The sequence below is a fragment of the Maribacter halichondriae genome (assembly GCF_027474825.1).
In the GTDB taxonomy this organism is placed as follows: Bacteria; Bacteroidota; Bacteroidia; order Flavobacteriales; family Flavobacteriaceae; genus Meishania; species Meishania halichondriae.
On the sequence record NZ_CP107030.1, the window covers coordinates 4,441,571 to 4,461,026 of the forward strand.

At 41.3% G+C, this 19,456-nt stretch carries 17 protein-coding genes and 3 pseudogenes; 12 read left to right on the forward strand and 8 right to left on the reverse strand.

The window, feature by feature from the left end; all coding sequences use genetic code 11:
- Positions 1-186: 186 nt before the first annotated feature.
- Both N8A86_RS20850 and N8A86_RS20855 read left to right on the forward strand, forming a co-directional pair.
- The gene (locus tag N8A86_RS20850; RefSeq protein WP_273567131.1) at positions 187-564 is read left to right on the forward strand and encodes a DNA alkylation repair protein; all 378 of its coding nucleotides are present in this window, start codon (positions 187-189) and stop codon (positions 562-564) included.
- On the forward strand, positions 561-830 hold the full coding sequence (locus N8A86_RS20855) for a hypothetical protein (protein WP_273567132.1): 270 nt from the start codon (positions 561-563) through the stop codon (positions 828-830). Before N8A86_RS20850 ends, N8A86_RS20855 begins: the two co-directional genes overlap by 4 nt.
- 205 nt (positions 831-1,035) lie before the next feature.
- On the opposite strand, the gene N8A86_RS20860 is transcribed toward N8A86_RS20855, so the two are convergent.
- Positions 1,036-1,182 (reverse strand): hypothetical protein, encoded by a 147-nt coding sequence (locus N8A86_RS20860; RefSeq protein WP_273567133.1) that lies wholly within the window; start codon positions 1,180-1,182, stop codon positions 1,036-1,038.
- 241 nt (positions 1,183-1,423) lie between these two features.
- Between N8A86_RS20860 and N8A86_RS20865 the strand changes: the two are divergent.
- Positions 1,424-2,889 (forward strand): annotated as a pseudogene (locus N8A86_RS20865) (Gfo/Idh/MocA family protein).
- Between the two features lie 95 nt (positions 2,890-2,984).
- Here the strand turns inward: N8A86_RS20865 and N8A86_RS20870 are convergent.
- Positions 2,985-3,440, reverse strand: coding sequence for a nuclear transport factor 2 family protein (locus N8A86_RS20870; RefSeq protein ID WP_273567134.1), 456 nt, complete (start codon positions 3,438-3,440; stop codon positions 2,985-2,987).
- Between the two features lie 227 nt (positions 3,441-3,667).
- On the opposite strand from N8A86_RS20870, the gene panB reads away from it, so the two are divergent.
- The 4 genes and pseudogenes from panB (at position 3,668) to N8A86_RS20890 (ending at position 6,299) form a co-directional block, all read left to right on the forward strand.
- Positions 3,668-4,486: a 3-methyl-2-oxobutanoate hydroxymethyltransferase gene (panB, locus tag N8A86_RS20875; RefSeq protein ID WP_273567135.1), complete on the forward strand. Its 819-nt coding sequence runs from the start codon at positions 3,668-3,670 to the stop codon at positions 4,484-4,486.
- Between the two features lie 51 nt (positions 4,487-4,537).
- Positions 4,538-5,020, forward strand: a complete 483-nt coding sequence (gene lspA / locus N8A86_RS20880) for a signal peptidase II (RefSeq protein WP_273567136.1) — start codon at positions 4,538-4,540, stop codon at positions 5,018-5,020.
- Positions 5,021-5,136: 116 nt separating this feature from the next.
- Positions 5,137-5,486 (forward strand): annotated as a pseudogene (locus N8A86_RS21860) (pseudouridine synthase); the annotation flags it as partial.
- A 267-nt stretch (positions 5,487-5,753) separates the two neighbouring features.
- Complete coding sequence (locus N8A86_RS20890; protein ID WP_273567137.1) at positions 5,754-6,299, forward strand: DUF4252 domain-containing protein; 546 nt, start codon at positions 5,754-5,756, stop codon at positions 6,297-6,299.
- Positions 6,300-6,378: 79 nt separating this feature from the next.
- Here the strand turns inward: N8A86_RS20890 and N8A86_RS20895 are convergent, their stop codons facing one another.
- Both N8A86_RS20895 and N8A86_RS20900 read right to left on the reverse strand, forming a co-directional pair.
- On the reverse strand, positions 6,379-7,221 hold the full coding sequence (locus N8A86_RS20895) for a DMT family transporter (protein ID WP_337251688.1): 843 nt from the start codon (positions 7,219-7,221) through the stop codon (positions 6,379-6,381).
- Between the two features lie 23 nt (positions 7,222-7,244).
- On the reverse strand, positions 7,245-8,789 hold the full coding sequence (locus N8A86_RS20900) for a hypothetical protein (protein WP_273567138.1): 1,545 nt from the start codon (positions 8,787-8,789) through the stop codon (positions 7,245-7,247).
- 147 nt (positions 8,790-8,936) lie between these two features.
- On the opposite strand from N8A86_RS20900, the gene N8A86_RS20905 reads away from it, so the two are divergent.
- Positions 8,937-10,109 (forward strand): 2-isopropylmalate synthase, encoded by a 1,173-nt coding sequence (locus tag N8A86_RS20905; RefSeq protein ID WP_273567139.1) that lies wholly within the window; start codon positions 8,937-8,939, stop codon positions 10,107-10,109.
- Positions 10,109-11,225, forward strand: a pseudogene (gene leuB / locus N8A86_RS20910) (3-isopropylmalate dehydrogenase). Before N8A86_RS20905 ends, leuB begins: the two are co-directional and overlap by 1 nt.
- A 12-nt stretch (positions 11,226-11,237) precedes the next feature.
- Here leuB and N8A86_RS20915 read toward each other — a convergent pair.
- The gene (locus N8A86_RS20915) at positions 11,238-12,461 is read right to left on the reverse strand and encodes a peroxiredoxin family protein (protein ID WP_273567140.1); all 1,224 of its coding nucleotides are present in this window, start codon (positions 12,459-12,461) and stop codon (positions 11,238-11,240) included.
- Between the two features lie 122 nt (positions 12,462-12,583).
- Here N8A86_RS20915 and ytpR point away from each other — a divergent pair, with 122 nt between their 5' ends.
- Positions 12,584-13,402 carry a YtpR family tRNA-binding protein gene (ytpR, locus tag N8A86_RS20920; protein ID WP_273567141.1) on the forward strand — a complete coding sequence of 273 codons (819 nt, stop codon included), beginning with the start codon at positions 12,584-12,586 and terminating at the stop codon, positions 13,400-13,402.
- Entirely contained in the window at positions 13,318-15,009 is a 1,692-nt protein-coding gene (gene pheT, locus N8A86_RS20925) for a phenylalanine--tRNA ligase subunit beta (RefSeq protein WP_273567142.1), read from the forward strand. The genes ytpR and pheT overlap by 85 nt, the downstream gene beginning before the upstream one ends.
- A gap of 4 nt (positions 15,010-15,013) precedes the next feature.
- On the opposite strand, the gene N8A86_RS20930 is transcribed toward pheT, so the two are convergent.
- A complete protein-coding gene (locus tag N8A86_RS20930; protein WP_273567143.1) occupies positions 15,014-15,571 on the reverse strand; it encodes a fasciclin domain-containing protein in 558 nt (185 codons plus the stop codon).
- A gap of 257 nt (positions 15,572-15,828) precedes the next feature.
- On the opposite strand from N8A86_RS20930, the gene N8A86_RS20935 reads away from it, so the two are divergent.
- Entirely contained in the window at positions 15,829-16,500 is a 672-nt protein-coding gene (locus tag N8A86_RS20935) for a hypothetical protein (RefSeq protein WP_337251689.1), read from the forward strand.
- Positions 16,501-16,584: 84 nt separating this feature from the next.
- On the opposite strand, the gene N8A86_RS20940 is transcribed toward N8A86_RS20935, so the two are convergent.
- On the reverse strand, positions 16,585-17,703 hold the full coding sequence (locus N8A86_RS20940; protein WP_273567144.1) for a YncE family protein: 1,119 nt from the start codon (positions 17,701-17,703) through the stop codon (positions 16,585-16,587).
- A 27-nt stretch (positions 17,704-17,730) separates the two neighbouring features.
- Entirely contained in the window at positions 17,731-19,359 is a 1,629-nt protein-coding gene (locus N8A86_RS20945; protein WP_273567145.1) for an ABC-F family ATP-binding cassette domain-containing protein, read from the reverse strand.
- Positions 19,360-19,456: the final 97 nt, after the last annotated feature.

Here is a 19,456-nt window from a genome sequence, read left to right on the forward strand (position 1 = left end):
AAAAAATCACATTGATTTGCATTTAAAAACTAAACGCTGTCGTTACCGCCCCGGAAGAGCGAAGATCTTGCTTGTGCGGTCAAGAGACTGACTGTGGTAGGCAGGTAGGCAAAAGTTTTCAAAAAATGGAGTAACTTGTTAGTATAAACTAGGGTTGTTTGTAATTTAATAATAGTGATAATTGAGATGAGACTATCGACTACCGCCAAAAATATCTATGCAAAAATTAGGCAGGAAACTACCAAGCTTGGAGATCTTCGGAAAATTGCCAAGGATATAAAAAAAGATCATGATCTGGCTATGGAGTTATGGTCGACCAGTGACTATCTTTCACGTCATCTGGCAATTCTGATTATGGACAATAAACTTATTACCCAAGAGGTTATTGATCTGCTCGACAATGACATTCAGAATCATGAACCTGAAGAGCGAATTCAACTAATAGATTGGCTGATGGCCAATCAGCTTTCGAAGGACAAAAAGACAATCGCATTGATGGAATCTTGGGAAAATAGTTCGTCTACGTTACAAAGAAGGCTTTTTGGTACTATCAGGCACGATTGAGATGGCTGGGAAAAACCGACCAATCCAATACAGAATTCTTACTTGACGCTATTGAAAAAAATCTATTAAAAGAGGCCCCGGAAGTACAATGGGCAATGAACTACACTGCTGGTCAAATAGGAAAATGGCAGGAAGAGTATCGAGCTAGGTGCATTGCCATCGGGGAAGAAACAGGTTTATATAAGGATGAAATAGTATCGAAAAATTGCACTCCAAGTTATCTACCAAAATTCATTTCGATTGAAGTCGCCAAACTGAAAAAGTAGTCGTATCGAAATAAAAACTACCCTTAAGCTGAAGCATGTCTATGACGAGTGACCCACAGCAATACCCCGCTAGAGTGGGTTAACCTACAAAAAGCAACGATTTTAAAAGATGTTTATTTCGTTAAAATTCCTATGGATGCGATTGTAGTGCCTAGCTAATCTCCGTTGGAAAGCTCCCGATAGCTATCGGATTGAATTATGCAGGCTAATAAGGATGCTGTTTTCGCGCCTTTTTATTTCTACTACTTCTGAAATTCCTGCTTTTTCTGGTCAAGTAAGTGACTAAAACAATACCTGCGGCAACAAGACCAATGGTAATAACGATATCATAAATCTCATTTGGTAAGTCCATTTACCTAAGATACGAAAAAAATTAGTCTATTGTGTATCCTTACTCTGGTGCTCAATCGCTCCCGCCAGTTCACAACTGGTAGCCTTCAAAACCTGCAATGCTAAACAGGCCGACTTTATGACCACCAGTACGTAAAAAGAAAAAGCTTAGCAACTAGAATTTCCATTTTCTGCCAACCAACACATTCCCCATTTTTTTCTACCTTTAAGAGTTCAGAAATAATTCAACTAAATTTTTGAAAATGAAAAAAAACAGAATAAAGGACTCTTCCAGCTCGAGAAGGTCATTTCTTAAAAAAGGTGCCATCGCTTCTTCCATATTTATTGTACCGCGTCATGTGCTGGGTGGGGTCGGCTATTTGGCTCCTAGTGATCGATTGAACTTGGCGGCCATCGGATCAGGTGGTAAAGGTGCCAGTGATATCTTGAACGCTTCGGTAAAAGGGCGAGAAAAAGTGGTCGCACTCTGCGATGTCGATTTCTCCGGTTCAGCGAAACGCTCGGTGGAAAATTTTCCGAAAGCCAAATTATACGCCGATTTCAGGGAGATGCTCGATAAAGAAAAAGGTATCGATGCGGTTACGATTTCAACGCCGGATCATGTACACGGCCCTGCCGCTAAATATGCCATGGAACGTGGCAAGCACGTATATGTTCAAAAACCTATGACCCATAATATTCGTGAGGCACGTATGTTGACCCAAATGGCGCGGGACCAAAAAATCGTGAGCCAAATGGGCAACCAAGGGGATCGAATCCGCTTTTGAAAATGGTTCAAAAATGGATCGACGATGATAAAATCGGCTCCATAAGCAAGGTCCAGGTTTGGACGAACCGCCCCGTATGGCCTCAAGGAGGTTCTATGCCCGCACCGGACCCTTCCCAAAAACCGGAAGCTCTCGATTGGAACCTTTGGCTAGGCCCAGCCGCCGAAAAACCCTATACCCCGAACCTACACCCTTTTAGTTGGAGAGGCTGGTGGGATTATGGTACAGGTGCCCTCGGAGACGTAGGCTGCCACTTGATCGATATTCCCTTTAGAACCTTGGGGCTTAAATATCCAACGGATGCGGAATGTAGTGTCGGTGCAGTGTATTCAGGAATGTGGACCGCCGACTATCACCCGGAAGGATGTCCCGCTTCTTCATTTATCACGCTTCATTTTGACGCCACGGAAAAAAGTAAATCTCCGATTGAAATGACTTGGAGTGATGGGGGCATACGTCCCGCACACCCTGATATTATTCCTGCAGATAACGATATAGGTGGGAAGAACAGTGCGAACGGAGTATTGATTATTGGGGAAAAAGGCATCATTTCGACCAATATCAATGACAGTTCTCCCTTAATGCCAAAATTATATTTGAACGATGGCACCACGGAATTCGGACCAGAAGTTGAGCCGAATGATGAACCTGAATATGGTCATCAACGCCTTTGGGTCGATGCCTGCAAAGCCGGTTTCGACAGCCCAGAACATCAGGGATTGACATCTTCCTTCGATTATGCGGGGCCTATGACCGAAACAGTGTTAATGGGCAATTTGGCCATTCGTAGCTATATGCTGCAAAAAGAAAACAGCGAAGGTCAAATGGAATTCTTTGCGCGCAAAAAGTTATTGTGGGATGGTGAAAATATGCGAATCACAAATCTTGAGGAGGCCAACCAATTCGTGGGCCGTACCTATCGTGAAGGTTTCGCAGTCTAATTAGGAGTGCTATAAACAAATACCCCATCGTCATAGAGATTTATACGGTGGGGTTACTTATTTCCGCAAAGCATCAATAACTTCAAATAAGAAACCTATTGACACCCCTCTTTTCGATGGGTATCCACCAGATAAACCATCTTCCAACCGCTGCCGTCGTTCATCAATTGAAACGAATTGACTCCGCAATGGCTCATCTTTCCATCGATCCAAAATTCATACTCCGTCCACGCGTTGGCCATTGGACCATCGATTTGGATACTATATGATTTTATCTTTTCCTGAAAATTGCGGTCCTTGGGTATGCCGACAATATTTCTTAAAAATTGATGATAATCGTCGGTTCGTAAAACGGTATTTCCATCCTTATCGGGGCCAATACGTTGCATGACCAAAGTGGGTGCCATTACCGTGAGCATTTTTAGGGAATCTTGGGCATGAAAGCCTTCGAAGAAATCCTCCACAGCTTTTTGTACGGCGGCTTTTTCGTCATTTTGAGCAGAAAGGCTTGTTGAACACAGAATTAACAGGAAGATTAAAACCTTTTTCATACCATTAGTATCTTGATTAGGCCCTACAAAATACAATAATCATTTTACATGGATGCGAGAATAATCCTTTCTCCCCTCAAGGGAGAATATAAGGACAAAAACCGAAAGTGAAATCCCTTCACACTGAGCCCGTCAAAGTGTAGTCGAAACATTGTCGAAATGCCCTATAGGTGTAAAACTTAAAACAGAACATTTTCCTTACATTTAACCCACCAAAAGAAAACCAAATGTCAACGGCTAAAAAAGAGTACAAACGTGTAACGGTAAAGTCCTTGGTGGACATGAAAAAAAACGGAGAGAAAATCTCCATGCTTACAGCTTACGATTATTCCATGGCGAAAATCGTAGATGCCGCCAATGTCGATGTTATTTTGGTAGGAGATTCCGCGAGTAATGTGATGGCAGGCCACGAAACGACTTTACCCATTACCTTGGATCAGATGATCTATCATGCCACATCGGTCATTAGGGCCGTACAGCGCGCTTTAGTGGTAGTCGACATCCCCTTCGGAAGTTATCAAAGCGACCCCAAGGAGGCCCTACGATCCGCCATTCGCATTATGAAAGAAAGTGGTGCACACGCGGTAAAATTGGAAGGCGGTATCGAAATCAAGGAATCGGTCAAGCGTATTTTAAATGCCGGGATTCCTGTAATGGGACATTTGGGACTCACGCCACAATCCATCTACAAATTCGGTACGTACAGCGTTCGCGCCAAAGAGGAAGATGAAGCTGAGAAATTGATGAGCGATGCCAAGCTGCTGGAAAAGCTGGGCTGTTTTGGTATCGTGTTGGAAAAAATTCCCGCCGAATTGACCAAAAATGTATCGGAAGCGATCAGCATTCCGACCATTGGTATCGGTGGTGGAAAGCATGCAGACGGACAGGTCTTGGTCATCCACGATCTATTAGGTATGACCCACGAGTTCAATCCACGTTTTTTGAGGCGTTATATGAATTTATACGAAGAAATGGGCGATGCCATTTCTAATTATGTAAAGGATGTAAAAAACAGGGATTTTCCTAGTGACGAAGAGCAATATTAGTCGGAAGTCAAAAAATTAAACCTTGGATAGTTCAAACCTTTTTTATAAAAAGTGGTAAAAAAGATACTCATATTAATCTTGGTAGTATTGAACATTGGTTGCGATCAAATTTCAAAGGATATCGTTCGTAAAAACGTTTCCCCAAATGACTATATTCAAGTAGTCAATGATAATTTCATTTTGACCAATGTAGAGAATACCGGTGCCATGTTGGGCTTTGGACAAGACCTCTCCCCCATTTTAAAAATTATATTTTTACAAGCGATTCCAGTGCTGGTGCTCCTTATATTGCTGTTCCGAATTTTACAAAAAACAGATCTCAACAGAAAGTTGATCATTGCTTTTGCTTTCGTTATCGGTGGTGGTATTGGTAACCTGATCGATCGCATCGCATACGGTTCGGTTACGGATTTCTTTCAGATAAAGTTTGGGTTATTAAAAACCGGAATTTTCAATATGGCGGATGTTTCGGTTACTACTGGAGTATTGTTGATTCTATTTCTTTCTTTTCGGGATAAAAAATTGACATTATAGTGGGTTCAAAGATGCTCTCGACCCCTAAAAACCTTCTTGTACTATACGAGGACAATCATCTTATCGTAATCAATAAGCGCCCTGGAGATATTGTGCAAGGGGACAAAACCGGCGACATGCCCCTCAGCGAAGTTGTCAAAGCTTATATTAAAGAAAAAGACAAAAAGCCCGGTAACGTTTATTTAGGGGTCGCTCACCGACTGGATCGTCCCACTTCCGGCATCGTGGTTTTTGCCAAGACCTCAAAGGTCCTTCCGCGTTTGAACAAGCTTTTGCTGAAAAAGCGGCAAAAAAGACCTATTGGGCGGTCGTCAAGAACATGCCAGAAAAACCATCAGATACTTTGGTGCATTGGCTCAAACGCAATACCAAACAAAATAAATCGTACGCCCACAAAAAGGAAGTACCCGATAGTAAAAAAGCTATTCTGGACTATCGATTGATCAAAAAATTGGATCGGTACGTACTCTTAGAAATAGACTTAAAAACTGGAAGACACCATCAAATTCGCGCACAGTTGGCCGCCATCGATTGCTCGATCAAAGGAGATCTTAAATACGGCTTCGATCGTAGCAATCCCAATGGCAGCATACATCTTCATGCAAGTAGGCTTTCGTTTCTTCATCCCGTGAAAAAAGAAATGGTGGAATTTGTTGCGCCTCCTCCCGAGATCCAGTTTGGAACGCTTGTTGCTAAAATCAGTATATTTAGAAACACCATAAACACTAGAACCATGATCAAAAGAACACTGTTTTTAATTGGATTGATACTCTTCGCTTCCTGCGGCAGTTACAACTCTATTGACAGCTTTTACGAAGCGCACAAGAACGATGACCAAGTTACTGCGGTTCGAGTGCCCCAGTTTATGCTATCACTATTAAGTAACGTTTCGCCTGAAATGCAATCGTTGATAGGCAATACCCGAGACCTGAGATATATGCAGTTCCCCAGTGCCACTCCGGCAAGAACCGAATTTTTGAATAAGCAAATGAACGGTATTACTGGCAACTCATTTATCGAGGTGTACCGAAAGAACGATGACCTAAAACGGAATATCGTTTCAATACGCGAAAAACGGAATGCCGTGAAAGAAATACTGATTTACAACAACAATGCGGCCCGTGGCTCTTTTCTCTATTTCAACGGAAATTTTGATCCCGTAAAAGTTCGAGAAATGGCAAAAAGCGAAGAGTTTCAAAAACTAGGCGACGGACTCATCAACCAATACAACATGGGAACACCGGGAATTCAAAAGGAAGACGGTGAAAAAGAGAACTAGTCTCTCCGATAATCTTTATTTATCCGTAGCGCTGAGCCTGTCGAAGTGATTTGACATAGTGACTTTAAGATAATTCCTTTTATTCTTTACCGGAACGCATACTTTCGATAAGTACGGAAGTCAATATCAAAATACCTCCAAAAACTGTAGGCCAAGAAGGTATTTCTGCCAAGAATAAAGCTCCGATGACGATTCCATAGACGGGCTGAACACTGCTTATGATACTGGCCGTTGTAATGGAGAAATGTCTGAAACTTTTCAAAAACAGCGTATGGCCAATAGCCGTGGTCAATAATGCCAAAGCCAATAATCCTTTCCATTGTGATAGTACCATCTCAAAATCGGACCAAAAAAGAGCGGGCAGCAAAAGTATTCCGATAATGCCGACTTGATAGGTCATTAAAACCGAGCCGTTGTAATTACTTACTTTGGTCTTTAAGAGAATATTTCGCAAGGCATAGAAAACAGCAGAAAGTATGCCCATCAAAACGGCAAGGGTATAGGAATTCTCAATATCAAAATCTGGGACCAGAAAATAGATTCCTAACAATACCAGAAGCCCTAAAAGCAAATGAACTCTTTGCAATCTTGTCTTTAAGATAAGGGGCTCTAAAAATGATGTAATGATCGGATAGGTAAACAAGGACAGCATCCCGACGGCCACATTGGATAAACGCAGGGAATAAAAGTAAAAAATCCAGTGGAGGCCCATAAGCAATCCCGTCAAAAAAATATGGAGACGATCCTTGTTTGCGATATGAAAGGAGAAACCCTTCCAACGACAATAAGTCCAAAGCAAGATAAATGCCAAAAGGGCACGAGCACCAATGGTAATCGGTACGGGTAAATCGACATATCGACCCAATGCACCCGAAGTACTTATAAAAATCATTGCCAGATTGATTTCCAGCAAATGTGTCAAGTGGTTATTTTCCCTTCTCAATGTTAGCGGGTAAGTGCCAAGGATTTTTCACGAATAATCTGTGCCACGGGTTTGTTCTCTAAATGGCTCTCGAGCCAAGAAATGATATCAAGATATAGAAACGCCCTTTTCTCGTAGGGATGGTCTTCATATTTTTTCAGCTCGGTATGCAGTTTTTTGAACTCGTCTTGCAGTTCATGGGGATAGATATTTCCAAGGTTTCGTAAGAACTTTATCATCTCGCGCTGAACAGCGTGCAAATCGTTCATTTTGAGCAGGAATTTATAGGTGCTTTTCAACTGAACTTCCAGATGATAGTCCATACCCGCCTCATAATGCGCCACTAAGCTTAATACCCTAGCAAAGCACATAAGGTCTTCACGCATTTTCAGATTCTTGTTATTTATAATTTTCTTCAGATAAACGATACAGTTTTTATTGTCTCCATTACCAAAATACAGACAAGCGATTTTATAATAGAGCACCATAATGTGATGGGCGTCGATACGATCCTTATGTTTATTGATTCCGTATTCGACAATTCGAACGAGATAAAGCCCTTTGGCAAAAGTGCCTTCCAAAAAATGCTGGTTCAGGCGATTGGCATTGATATAAAGAAAACTCAATGAGGCGATATTATCATTTTTAGGAAAGTCCTTACTTTCAACTACCATTTCCAATTTATTAAGTGTTTCTTTAAATTGAGAGGCATAACGTACATAAAACAAAGATTCTAACAAATAATGATTTCCTTTTAAAAAGAATACCGGATTCAGTTGAATCATATCTTTATGCTCATAGAATAAATCGACCCACTTACTAGAATATCTGTAACACGATAAGAAGTCTTGAATTAAAAAACTGTACCATAAATGGGCTTTGTATAACCATAGTTTTTCACGAAAACCTAGCTCTTCAATTTTGTATTTTGGAAGGTGTTTTTCAAAATATTTAGTGACCTTTTGGTAGTCTTTATCATTCTGCACATAACCTATTTTCAACATCATTCCATACAACTGCAACGAAAGATTCGAAAGCTTGCTCGTTATAACATTTTGAGCCGATAACTCTTTGGCCTGAATTGCCAATTCATCAGCTCGATCGGGAATACTTCTAGTAATATACTGTGTTTCAATAAGCTTTTCGAGTTCCACGATTTCATAGGCCACATTTTTTTCCTCGTTTTCAATGGCCACGGATTTGGCCTTGTCCAAAATTTTCAAACTCTGCTTGTACAATCCTTTTTGATAAAGGATGGTTGCAAAATCCAATTGCTCGCGAATCTGAACTCGAATGTTCTGGTTTACAGGATTTAAACGTAAGCTCACTAAAATTTGTTTGTAGAGGTGCGCCTTAAGGTTCGATAGTTGAGCTTTCTTTACAATTCCGCTGCCCAAAATCACCTTTTCATCATAGTTTTTGATTTTGTCCAACAGATTGAAAAGTGCTAAAAATTTCGCATCGGTGTTTACCCCCAAACGCCCAACATACAGTTTAAACTGCCTTTTCTCAGACTTTGAAAGTGACTTTACCAGAACGAACAAGGCGTCTTTATGCGCATTTGTCATCGTAAAAAATAGAGTTTAAGTGGTTGTTATTCAATAGGTTAATTCGTTCAAAAAGTACATCGACGTTGTAAATGAATGACCTATTTTTGTATTGTTCACCTTAGTGGAACTATCTTCGTAAAGACGAGTTAAAACTACGTAAATATAATGAGCAAAGATATAGTACAAATTTTTGACACCACCCTTCGAGATGGAGAGCAAGTACCGGGCTGTAAGTTGGATACGGCACAGAAACTGGTCATTGCACAACGCTTGGATGAATTAGGGGTGGATATCATAGAAGCTGGTTTTCCGATTTCAAGTCCCGGGGATTTTACATCCGTAGACGAAATTTCGAAAATAGTAAAAAACGCTACGGTCTGCGGACTTACCCGTGCGGTTAAAAAGGATATCGAAGTAGCTGCCGAGGCACTAAAAAATGCTAAAAGACCTAGAATACATACTGGTATCGGAACTTCAGACTCTCATATCAAATATAAATTCAATTCAAATCGCGAGGCGATTATCGAACGGGCCGTAGAGGCCGTTAGCTATGCCAAAAAATTTGTGGAGGATGTGGAATTCTATGCGGAAGATGCCGGCCGTACGGACAACGACTTCTTGGCAAGGGTTTGCGAAGCTGTCATCAAGGCAGGTGCCACAGTGCTCAATATTCCAGATACAACAGGATATTGTCTGCCGGAAGAATATGGCGCCAAGATGAAGTACCTCAAAGAAAATGTAACCGGAATACACAAGGCGATCTTATCGTGTCACTGCCATAACGATTTGGGTTTGGCTACGGCAAATTCCATTGCCGGTGTTATCCATGGAGCAAGACAAATTGAATGTACGATAAACGGTCTTGGGGAACGAGCCGGAAACACTTCTTTGGAAGAAGTGGTCATGATATTACGACAACATCCTGACCTAGGGTTGGACACCAACATAAATAGTCGTTTACTGTACGATACAAGTCAAATGGTATCCCAAAAAATGGGAGTAATGGTACAACCGAATAAGGCCATTGTGGGTGCCAATGCTTTTGCGCACAGTTCGGGCATACATCAAGATGGGGTCATCAAAAATAGGGAGACCTATGAAATCATCGATCCTGCCGACGTAGGTGTAACGGAATCATCTATTGTACTTACCGCGCGTAGCGGAAGGGCCGCGTTGGCGTATAGGGCCAAAAAAGTGGGATATGAATTGACGAAAGTACAATTAGACGTGGTCTATCAAGAATTCTTGGACTATGCCGATCGTAAAAAAGAGGTTATGGACGAGGATATTCACGAAATCGTTGATTCGAGCCAAATCAATATCGAAAGTCTTACCTAATGCATCTGAAAATTGCCCTGTTGGGCGGGGACGGAATAGGTCCCGAGGTTTTGGAACAAGCGGTCAAGAGCCTTCGGTCCGTTGGTGAGACCTATGGTCATACATTCACCTTCACAAAAGCTTCCGTAGGGGCCGATGCGATGAAAGCTGACGGAAATCCGTTACCTGAAAAGACACTAAAAATCTGTAGGGATTCAGACGCCATTTTATTCGGGGCTATAGGGGCCCTTGAATATGACAACGACCCTAATGCCCGAGTACGGCCTGAACAGGGTTTATTAAAATTGAGAAAAGAATTGGGCCTCTTCGCCAATATTCGTCCCGTAAAAGTATTCCATCATTTTATTCCGGGTTCCCCTTGAAGGAAAATGTGATCAAAGGCACCGATTTTGTAATCTTCCGTGAATTAACCAGTGGTATCTATTTCAGCGATAAACGCTTGAGTGAAGATGGTAGTCATGCCACCGATTTGTGTGAATATTCCGAAAAAGAAATTAGCCGTATTACCCATTTGGCCTTTAAGGCGGCCAAAAAAAGAAAAAGAAGCTTACGCTTGTTGATAAGGCCAATGTACTGGAAACTTCCCGATTGTGGCGCAGAACGGTCATGAACATCGGCAAAAGTTACCCGGAGGTTGAATTGGATTGTCTTTATATCGATAAAGCCACTACACAGATGGTGTTAAACCCCAGTCAGTTCGATGTTATTCTAACCGACAATATGTTCGGGGATATTCTGAACGATCAAGCAAGCGCCCTATTGGGTTCCACGGGAATACTGCCATCCGCTTCTATTGGTACCGAGAATGCTATGTTCGAACCGGTACATGGATCCTACCCGCAGGCCAAAGGGAAAAATATTGCCAATCCAGTAGCCGCTATTCTAAGTGCCGCCTTATTACTACAACATTTTGGTCTTGAGGAGGAATCAAATGCCGTGGTTTCGTCCGTATTGCTTTCGTTCAACAAAAAAGTGGTGACTTCCGATATTTTAGGAAGCAGTAAGTACGGCACCAATTATGTTGGGGATTATATTTCCGATAACATCGTCGATTCGGACGATATTCTGACCATGAACGACGAAAATATTTGGTTGGGGAAATCTACGATTATCTAAACTTTCAAAACATTATTCCGACAAAAGTTGTTTTAAGAATTCGTCAAACTCCGTTTGAAATTCTATATATTTTTCTCCTGTGGCAGGGCCGTTAAATCCGGTATGTATTTTTCTAACTTCGCCTTTTTTGTCAATGAATATCGTCGTAGGATAAGAAAGCACGTGGTTCAACATAGGTAGCTTCCCTTGCGCCTTATCCTTATCGGATGTGCCATACTGTGCCAAAAGAATGGGGTATTTCACTCCTATTCTGTCCTTGAGTCGTTCTATACTTTTAAAGGCTCCTTCCGGTGTTTTGGCATATTCAAAGGCCAAGGCAACAACTTCCAAATCTTCATTCGGATTTTTGGTAAGATAATTCACAAAGAACTTGGTCTCGTCGAGACAATTGGGGCACCAAGTTCCCATAATCTGAACGAGAACAACTTTGCTTTTAAATCTATCATCATCGAGCGAAACAATGTTACCGGAAGCATCATGAAATGAGAAGGCAAACTTATTATAGCCTTCTTTCAAAAAAGTCAAGGAATCTTCACTGGGCAGCTCAAAATTATCGTTTCGCTTTGCCGTAAATGGTTCTTTTGAATGATTGCCCGAATAAAATATACCATTCATGGTACTATCTAATACTTGCGCGGTAAATAAAAAGGCATGGGCTCCATCGAAGGCGGATATTTTTAACGAATCCCCATCCATAACGCCATCCAAATAGCGATAATCCCCTGTAGTGGTTCTAAAGGTTCCGGTGACTTTGCTTCCCACTTGGGCAAAAATACCTTTGGCCATATAGGCATCATCCGTTCCACCGTTGAATTCAGCCTCCCAAATTCCGGAAACATTGGCAGTCGCTTTATTTTTGACCCTAAAACGCTCCGCTTTACCAAAAGTGGCCGTAAACGGAACGATTCTGTCAAGGCTTTCTTTGATGAATTTTCCCTCAATCTTGTTCTCGCTAAAAGTTCCCGCGAGATAACCTTCGAAAACTGGGGTACGGATCATAATAGAATCTCCATTAATCTTCAGCTCATCCACCAAAATTACCTCTTCCGCGTTATAGATTTCCATGGAGAATCGTTCTGCGGTACTTTTCATTAATTTAAAATTAAAGGGCAGTATTTCATTGTCCATGACTTCAAGTTCGGCTACCCAAACACCCTCAGAGGGCAATACTTTTTTTCGTTCTTCACAAGAAAATAGAAAAAGTAAAGAAAGTGTGAATAGGGATAATTTCTTCATCGGTGGTCTTTTGATAAATTCTATCGAATTAGGAGTTCGAAATTTACAATAAAAAATATCAGGCCTATCCCTATTAATGTCTTCTGGCATTGTTTTATCTTTACGCCCTTTAAAACCTGACCATGCACATTTCATACAATTGGCTAAAACAGTTTTTAAAACTGGATTGGGAGTCCGAAAGAACAGCGGAACTTTTAACCGATCTCGGTTTGGAAGTAGAGGGAGTATCCCCTTTCGAGTCAGTAAAGGGAGGATTAAAAGGGGTAGTCGTTGGCGAGGTTTTGACCTGTGAACAGCATCCCAATGCAGACCGTTTGAAACTGACTACGGTAGATATAGGAAACAAAGAGGTCGTTCAAATTGTCTGTGGGGCATCCAACGTCGCCAAAGGACAAAAAGTTCCTGTAGCGACCATTGGAACAGTTTTATTTAGTGCGGAAGGCGAACCGTTTACCATCAAAAAAGGAAAAATTCGAGGCGAAGAAAGTCATGGTATGATTTGTGCCGAAGACGAATTAGGCATGGGAGAAGACCATGATGGCATCATGATATTGAGCGATGTGCTCAAACCTGGCACACCGTGTGCCGAAGTTTTCGAAATCGAAAACGATGAGGTTTTCGAAATTGGCCTGACCCCCAACAGATCGGATGCCATGAGCCATTTCGGTATCGCACGTGACCTTAAGGCCGGACTTCAGCAAAAGGAAATTTTCAAAGAGCTGATCACACCGCCGACCAGTCATTTTAACGTCGACAACCGCTCTTTGAAAATCGATGTTCATGTTGAAAAAAATACTCTTGCACCTCGCTATTGCGGAGTGACGTTGAGCAAATTAATCGTTCAAACTTCTCCACATTGGTTGCAGAATCGATTAAGGGCCATTGGCATTCCCCAAAAAATAATTTGGTCGATGCCACGAATTATGTCCTGCATGAGTTAGGACAACCGTTGCATGCGTTCGATGCAGATCGTATACACGGAAAAAAAATAATCGTAAAAACGATGCCCGGCGGCACCAAATTCATGACCCTCGATGGAGAGGAAAGAGAACTTCATGAAGAAGACTTGATGATATGTGATGCCGAAAAACCCATGTGTATCGCCGGTGTTTTCGGTGGAATCTATTCCGGAGTTACCGAAGATACCACATCCATTTTTCTAGAAAGCGCTTATTTCGACCCCATCTCAATTCGCAAAACGGCCAAACGACACGGCTTGAACACCGATGCTTCGTTTCGTTTCGAACGCGGCATCGATATCGAGAATGTTGAATATAGTCTTAAAAGGGCCGCATTGTTGATCAAAGAGATTGCCGGGGGCGATATCACTTCCGACATCGTCGACCTCTATCCGAAAAAACAAAAGGACATAGAAGTTTTCTTGGGCTTCGATAAAATATATGGACTGGTAGGCCAAGAGATTCCCAAAGACATGATCAAGCGGATACTGGCCTCTCTCGAAATAAAAGTAAAAAATGTAACGGAATCGGGCATGGGACTTGTCGTACCCTCGTATCGAGTCGATGTAAAGCGACCTGTGGATGTTATCGAGGAAATATTGCGGGTCTATGGATATAACAACATTGCCTTTAAGACAAAATTGAACGCATCCATTGCATCGGTTTCAAAGTTTGAGGATTACAAGGTGCAAAATGTTATCGGCAACCTTTTAGCCTCCAGAGGATTTTATGAAATCTTGACCAATAGCCTGACATCACCCGATTATTCGTCGCTTACAAGTAACAACGCAGCGAATGAAACAGTGGCCATGTTGAATCCTCTGAGTGGAGATTTATCGGTTATGAGGCAGTCGATGCTTTTTACCGGATTGGAGGCCATTGCGTACAACAGCAATCGAAAAAACCAAGATTTAAAGTTTTTCGAATTCGGTAACACCTATCATCACATGGGTGAAAAACGGGAAGAATACAAGCACTTGGCTCTGTATATTACGGGCAAACAGCATCGTGAAAGTTGGAAAAAAATTGAGGAAAAAACAGATTTCTTCTTTTTAAAAGCTATCGTAGAAAACGTATTGATCCGTCTGGGTATTTCAAATACGACTTCCGAGCCCCTTGAAGATGCCATCTATTCGGAAGGTCTTTCGCTGAACGTGAACAAAAATCAATTGGTCCGTTTTGGTGTCATCAAAAAAGCCACGGTCAAGCATTTTGATATTAAGTCGGAAGTATTCTACGCCGAATTTGTTTGGGACAATGTTTTAAAGGTAGCCCAGAGCAACGAAATTGTCGTGAAGGACATTCCCAAATATCCTGAAGTAAAAAGGGATTTGGCTCTTTTATTAGATGACAAAACTTCGTTCAAGGCTGTTCATGACTTGGCTTTTCAAACTGAAAAAAGACTTTTGCAGCATATTACCTTGTTCGATGTCTATACAGGAAAAAATCTCCCAGAAGGAAAAAAATCGTATGCGGTCGGCTTCTATTTACAAGATAAGAACGCCACGTTGACCGATACTCAAATCGATAAAATCATGAAGAAACTCCAGAATAGATTTGAAACGGAGTTGGGTGCTACTATAAGATAAAACGTTATATTTTTTCAGGAAGGATTACACTATCGATCTCATGAATGACCCCGTTGCATTGATCCGCATCTGCCAATGTAATTCTGGCCGTATTGCCCTGTACATCTGTCAAGACTATATCAATACCGCTCATTGTCGCCACGATGTCATCGCCTTGAACGGTTGTAAAAGTGGCGGTACCGTTCCCTCTACACATCGCTTTCAATATTTTTGAAGCGGAGAGCTTACCAGCAACAATATGATAGGTCACAAGTTGATGCAATTTCTTCTTATTCTCAGGCTTTAAAAGTTCGGCAATCGCATTTTCGGACAGTTTTCCAAAAGCCAAGTCGGAAGGTGCAAAAATGGTATATGGACCTTCATAATCGAGCAAATCTTCGAGATCTGTAGCCCTTATGGCGGCAAGAAGGGTATTATAATTTTTTGAGCTTTCCGTATTCGCAATAATCGATTTCTCAGGGTCAGAAAGTACTTGGTCGAAACTGGTATTTCGGGTCTGGGCAAAAGTCAAAAAAGAAAATAAAAGGAAATATAAGGCAATGGGGGATGCGGGGCGATGCATAAGTTCTCGTATTTGGGTGATTCAAAAAGTAAAAGGATCGACGAACGGTATGGGTTCTTCGGCAAGATACAGAATTTAGACCATGAGTGCTGTTAAGAGATTATGTCGTTGGTAGAAATTAACAAAAAATTAACAAGTATGGTTTTGGTTTAAAAAAATGGTCTTTGTTTAAATCATTAACTTTGAAATGCTAAAGAAAAAGAAAATGCTATTAAAAAAAACGAACATTCAAGAGCGACTTATTAAAGTTAGGGATAATGATAAGGCCCATCAAGAGGAGCTGCTCGAACACATTAAAAAAAATCTTACAGGAAACCACGGTTCACCGAGAACGAATCGAAAAGAATATTTCCAGCGACAAATCAACTCAAATAAACCTTTTTGATTTTGATTTGCTCGAAACTGAGCAAATCTTTCATATAGGACAAATTCAGCAAATTTGTATCGATTATCGATTGCGTTTTTTAGATTCAAAATATTTTAAAGGTGATATTCCGGCCGAAGCAATTTCAAAAATAAATGCCCTCGAAAAGTTGCATGACACTGAGGTGAAAGGCTTCAAAATCATAGCCCCCTCAAAACTTTTTAAACTCAAAGACAAGGATGACCCCTTGCTTTTCGCGCCTATGGGCAACGATTATTATTATCTAGTTCACAAATGGGGAAATGACTTACATCCGTTGCGAAAATTATTGATGTGGCCCTTCAAAAGTATTGTCAACCTGACCCTTTTGGTTGTTCTTATCAGTTACTTGACAACCTTATTGGTTCCCGACGGTCTTTTCTCTAAAAATAGCTCGACCAGCGAGTTCTGGATTATTTTCTTTTTTATGTTCAAATGCATCGCCTCAGTGGTCATTTTCTACGGATTCGCCCTTGGCAAGAACTTTAGTCCGCAAATCTGGCGTAGCAAGTATTTTAATGCATAGCATATAATTAACTCAAGACGAGTTCAATAAAAAAAGCATCCCGAACAATGTCGGGATGCTTCTTTATAATCGTACTTCTCCATTCTATTTAACGTAAATGTCGTAAGGTATGCCATCTACATTGACATTGTCGATAAAGGCAGGTTCAGGTACTGGTTTTACCCGAAGCAAACCTCCTTTGGTGGTACTTCCTGCTTTTCGGTAACCAATAAGCATATAACCGTTCTTTTCATCGAAACCGACCATGGTGGTATCATCGATTTCAAATTCGAAATCGATTTGGTCTTCGGTCAAAAAGTTTTCATAGATATATAAAAAAGCGGTGTTCGAGGCGAAATCATAAATTGCAGGAACGTTGGCATGTTCACTTTCACCTGTAGGCGGTCTTTCGTAGTAAAGCTTTCCGTTAGCATCGAATTGCTCGGTGCTTGAATCCGCGAACTTAGGCTCTAGACCGCTTTGATAGTTGATATAGGTTTCACCGAAAGTTACAGGGTCCATTATAGTGTGTAAGGTGTCATAACTAATTACCAGTTTTGCATCCTTATTTACAAAAATCTTTCGAACATCGAACCCTAAATTCATTTCATTGATAAGACCGTTACTAGCGAGGTCCATGACAGTTAAACCATGCTCACCCGTTACCTCTTCGTCAAAATTCAAGATAAAAAGCCTGTTATTGGTAACGGCCAGTTCAACAGGATCCTTGCTTAAAGATACATCCGTTACCAAGGTGCCACTGGCATCAAGTACTCGGACAAAATGATCGGTCGTACTACCTTCATCAACGGAATAGGCTATGAAATATCCTGTGTCGGAATGCAAAACAGCTTTTGCGGTCAAATCACAACTTCCCAAGTCTGAGAAGACCTCAAACTTGTTAGAAGAATGACCGTTAAAATCATATTTGATAATTTCCCCTCCACAAGCTGTAGTCTCCTGATACATAGTAAGAACCGTCCCTTGTTTAAAGGTCGGCCGAGGCATTACCATTTCTTCAAAAGGGCTTTCGCCAGGATTGATGGTAAGTGTCTCAGAGGTCGCATTCAACGGCTGTGCCTTCAACAATCCGATGGAATTCACAAGCAGTGTATAATCGGCTTTCGATCCAGTTTCTTTGAGTGTTTCACTACCATTTTCAGATTTGCTGCATCCGACGATAAGGCACACCAAAGCAAGGTACATAATTTTGTAGGTTTTCATAATGTAAGAATTTGGGTTCTACTTACTTCAAACAGGAACAGCGTACATCTTCTCTCGCTGCTCCCTTAATGTCTTGTCAGACATGTATTCATCGAACGTTAAATACCTGTCAATATTGCCTTTAGGGGTTAATTCTATAATCCGATCGGCAACCGTTTGGGCAAACTCGTGATCATGGGTCGTGAAAAGTACGGTTCCCTTGAAATTTTTGAGCGAATTATTGAAAGCGGTGATGCTTTCCAGATCTAAGTGGTTCGTAGGTTCATCGAGCATCAGAACATTCGCGCGAAGCATCATCATTCGACTCAACATACAACGTACTTTTTCTCCACCTGAGAGCACGGTACATTTTTTTAAGGCCTCATCACCACTGAAAAGCATTTTGCCTAAAAATCCTCGAACATAAACCTCTTCTCGCTCTTCTTCGGTCTTTGCCCACTGACGCAGCCAGTCGACCAAATTAATGTTTTCAGTAAAATAGTCTGAATTGTCCGCTGGCAGATACGATTGGTTAGTCGTTATTCCCCATTGAAATGAGCCTTTATCGGCCTTCTTCTTATTGTTCAATATTTCATAAAATGCGGTGGTCGCCCTTGAATCCCTTGAAATGACGGCAACTTTATCGCCCTTTGTCAAATTAATATTCACATTTTGAAATAAAATATCACCATCATCCGACGAGGCGGCAAGTCCGTCAACATTTAAAATCTGATCACCTGCTTCTCGCTCCCTATCGAATATAATTGCAGGATATCTTCGGCTTGAAGGCTTAATGTCTGCAATATTAAGTTTAGACAACATTTTCTTACGCGATGTAGCTTGTTTGCTCTTTGCTACGTTGGCACTAAATCGCATGATAAACTCTTGAAGCTCCTTTGCCTTTTCTTCTGCCTTTTTATTTTGCTGCGCTCGCTGTCTTGCAGCCAACTGGCTACTTTCGTACCAGAACGTATAATTGCCCGAATACAGGTTCATTTTGCCAAAATCGATATCGGCGATATGGGTACAGACCGAATCCAAGAAATGACGGTCGTGCGATACCACAATAACGGTATTCTCATAATCGGCCAAAAAATTCTCGAGCCAACTAATAGTTTCATAATCAAGGTCATTGGTAGGTTCATCCATAATCAAAACATCAGGATTTCCGAACAAGGCCTGGGCCAGCAAGACCCTTACTTTTAGTTTAGAGTCGATATCGGCCATAAGGGTGTAATGTAATTCTTCGGCAATACCCAAGTTGGACAATAATGCCGCGGCATCACTATCTGCGTTCCAACCGTTCATTTCTTCGAACTGCACCTGAAGTTCGCCTATTCTATCTGCATTTTCATCGCTATAGTCCGCATAGAGTGTATCGATCTCCTTTTTGATGGCAAACAAAGGTTGATTGCCCATAACAACGGTTTCCAATACCGTAAATTCATCATAGGCGTTATGGTTCTGTTCCAAAATCGACATACGCTTACCGGGTTCAAGGTGAACGTGGCCCGATGTCGGATCTTGTTGGCCTGACAATATTTTCAAGAATGTGGATTTGCCAGCTCCGTTGGCACCGATTACCCCATAACAGTTACCTTGTGTAAAAGCAACGTTGACCTCATCGAACAGTACTCTTTTTCCGAATTGAACGGATAAATTTGAAACGGATAACATATCGGGTGCTTTTTAAATTTCGTGCAAAAATAAATAATTTGTATTCGAATCTCTAGGGAATGTCGATAATCTTTACCAAGCTGAAAATGGCTAACAA

Excerpts from the sequence above, each read along its gene's own strand:
- N8A86_RS20850 (WP_273567131.1), top strand. The coding sequence starts at position 187 with ATGAGACTATCGACTACCGCCAAAAATATCTATGCAAAAATTAGGCAG.
- N8A86_RS20860 (WP_273567133.1), bottom strand. The coding sequence starts at position 1,182 with ATGGACTTACCAAATGAGATTTATGATATCGTTATTACCATTGGTCTT.
- N8A86_RS20870 (WP_273567134.1), bottom strand. The coding sequence starts at position 3,440 with ATGAAAAAGGTTTTAATCTTCCTGTTAATTCTGTGTTCAACAAGCCTT.
- panB (WP_273567135.1), top strand. The coding sequence starts at position 3,668 with ATGTCAACGGCTAAAAAAGAGTACAAACGTGTAACGGTAAAGTCCTTG.
- N8A86_RS20890 (WP_273567137.1), top strand. The coding sequence starts at position 5,754 with ATGATCAAAAGAACACTGTTTTTAATTGGATTGATACTCTTCGCTTCC.
- N8A86_RS20900 (WP_273567138.1), bottom strand. The coding sequence starts at position 8,789 with ATGACAAATGCGCATAAAGACGCCTTGTTCGTTCTGGTAAAGTCACTT.
- N8A86_RS20905 (WP_273567139.1), top strand. The coding sequence starts at position 8,937 with ATGAGCAAAGATATAGTACAAATTTTTGACACCACCCTTCGAGATGGA.
- N8A86_RS20915 (WP_273567140.1), bottom strand. The coding sequence starts at position 12,461 with ATGAAGAAATTATCCCTATTCACACTTTCTTTACTTTTTCTATTTTCT.
- ytpR (WP_273567141.1), top strand. The coding sequence starts at position 12,584 with ATGCACATTTCATACAATTGGCTAAAACAGTTTTTAAAACTGGATTGG.
- N8A86_RS20930 (WP_273567143.1), bottom strand. The coding sequence starts at position 15,571 with ATGCATCGCCCCGCATCCCCCATTGCCTTATATTTCCTTTTATTTTCT.
- N8A86_RS20935 (WP_337251689.1), top strand. The coding sequence starts at position 15,829 with ATGATAAGGCCCATCAAGAGGAGCTGCTCGAACACATTAAAAAAAATC.
- N8A86_RS20940 (WP_273567144.1), bottom strand. The coding sequence starts at position 17,703 with ATGAAAACCTACAAAATTATGTACCTTGCTTTGGTGTGCCTTATCGTC.
- N8A86_RS20945 (WP_273567145.1), bottom strand. The coding sequence starts at position 19,359 with ATGTTATCCGTTTCAAATTTATCCGTTCAATTCGGAAAAAGAGTACTG.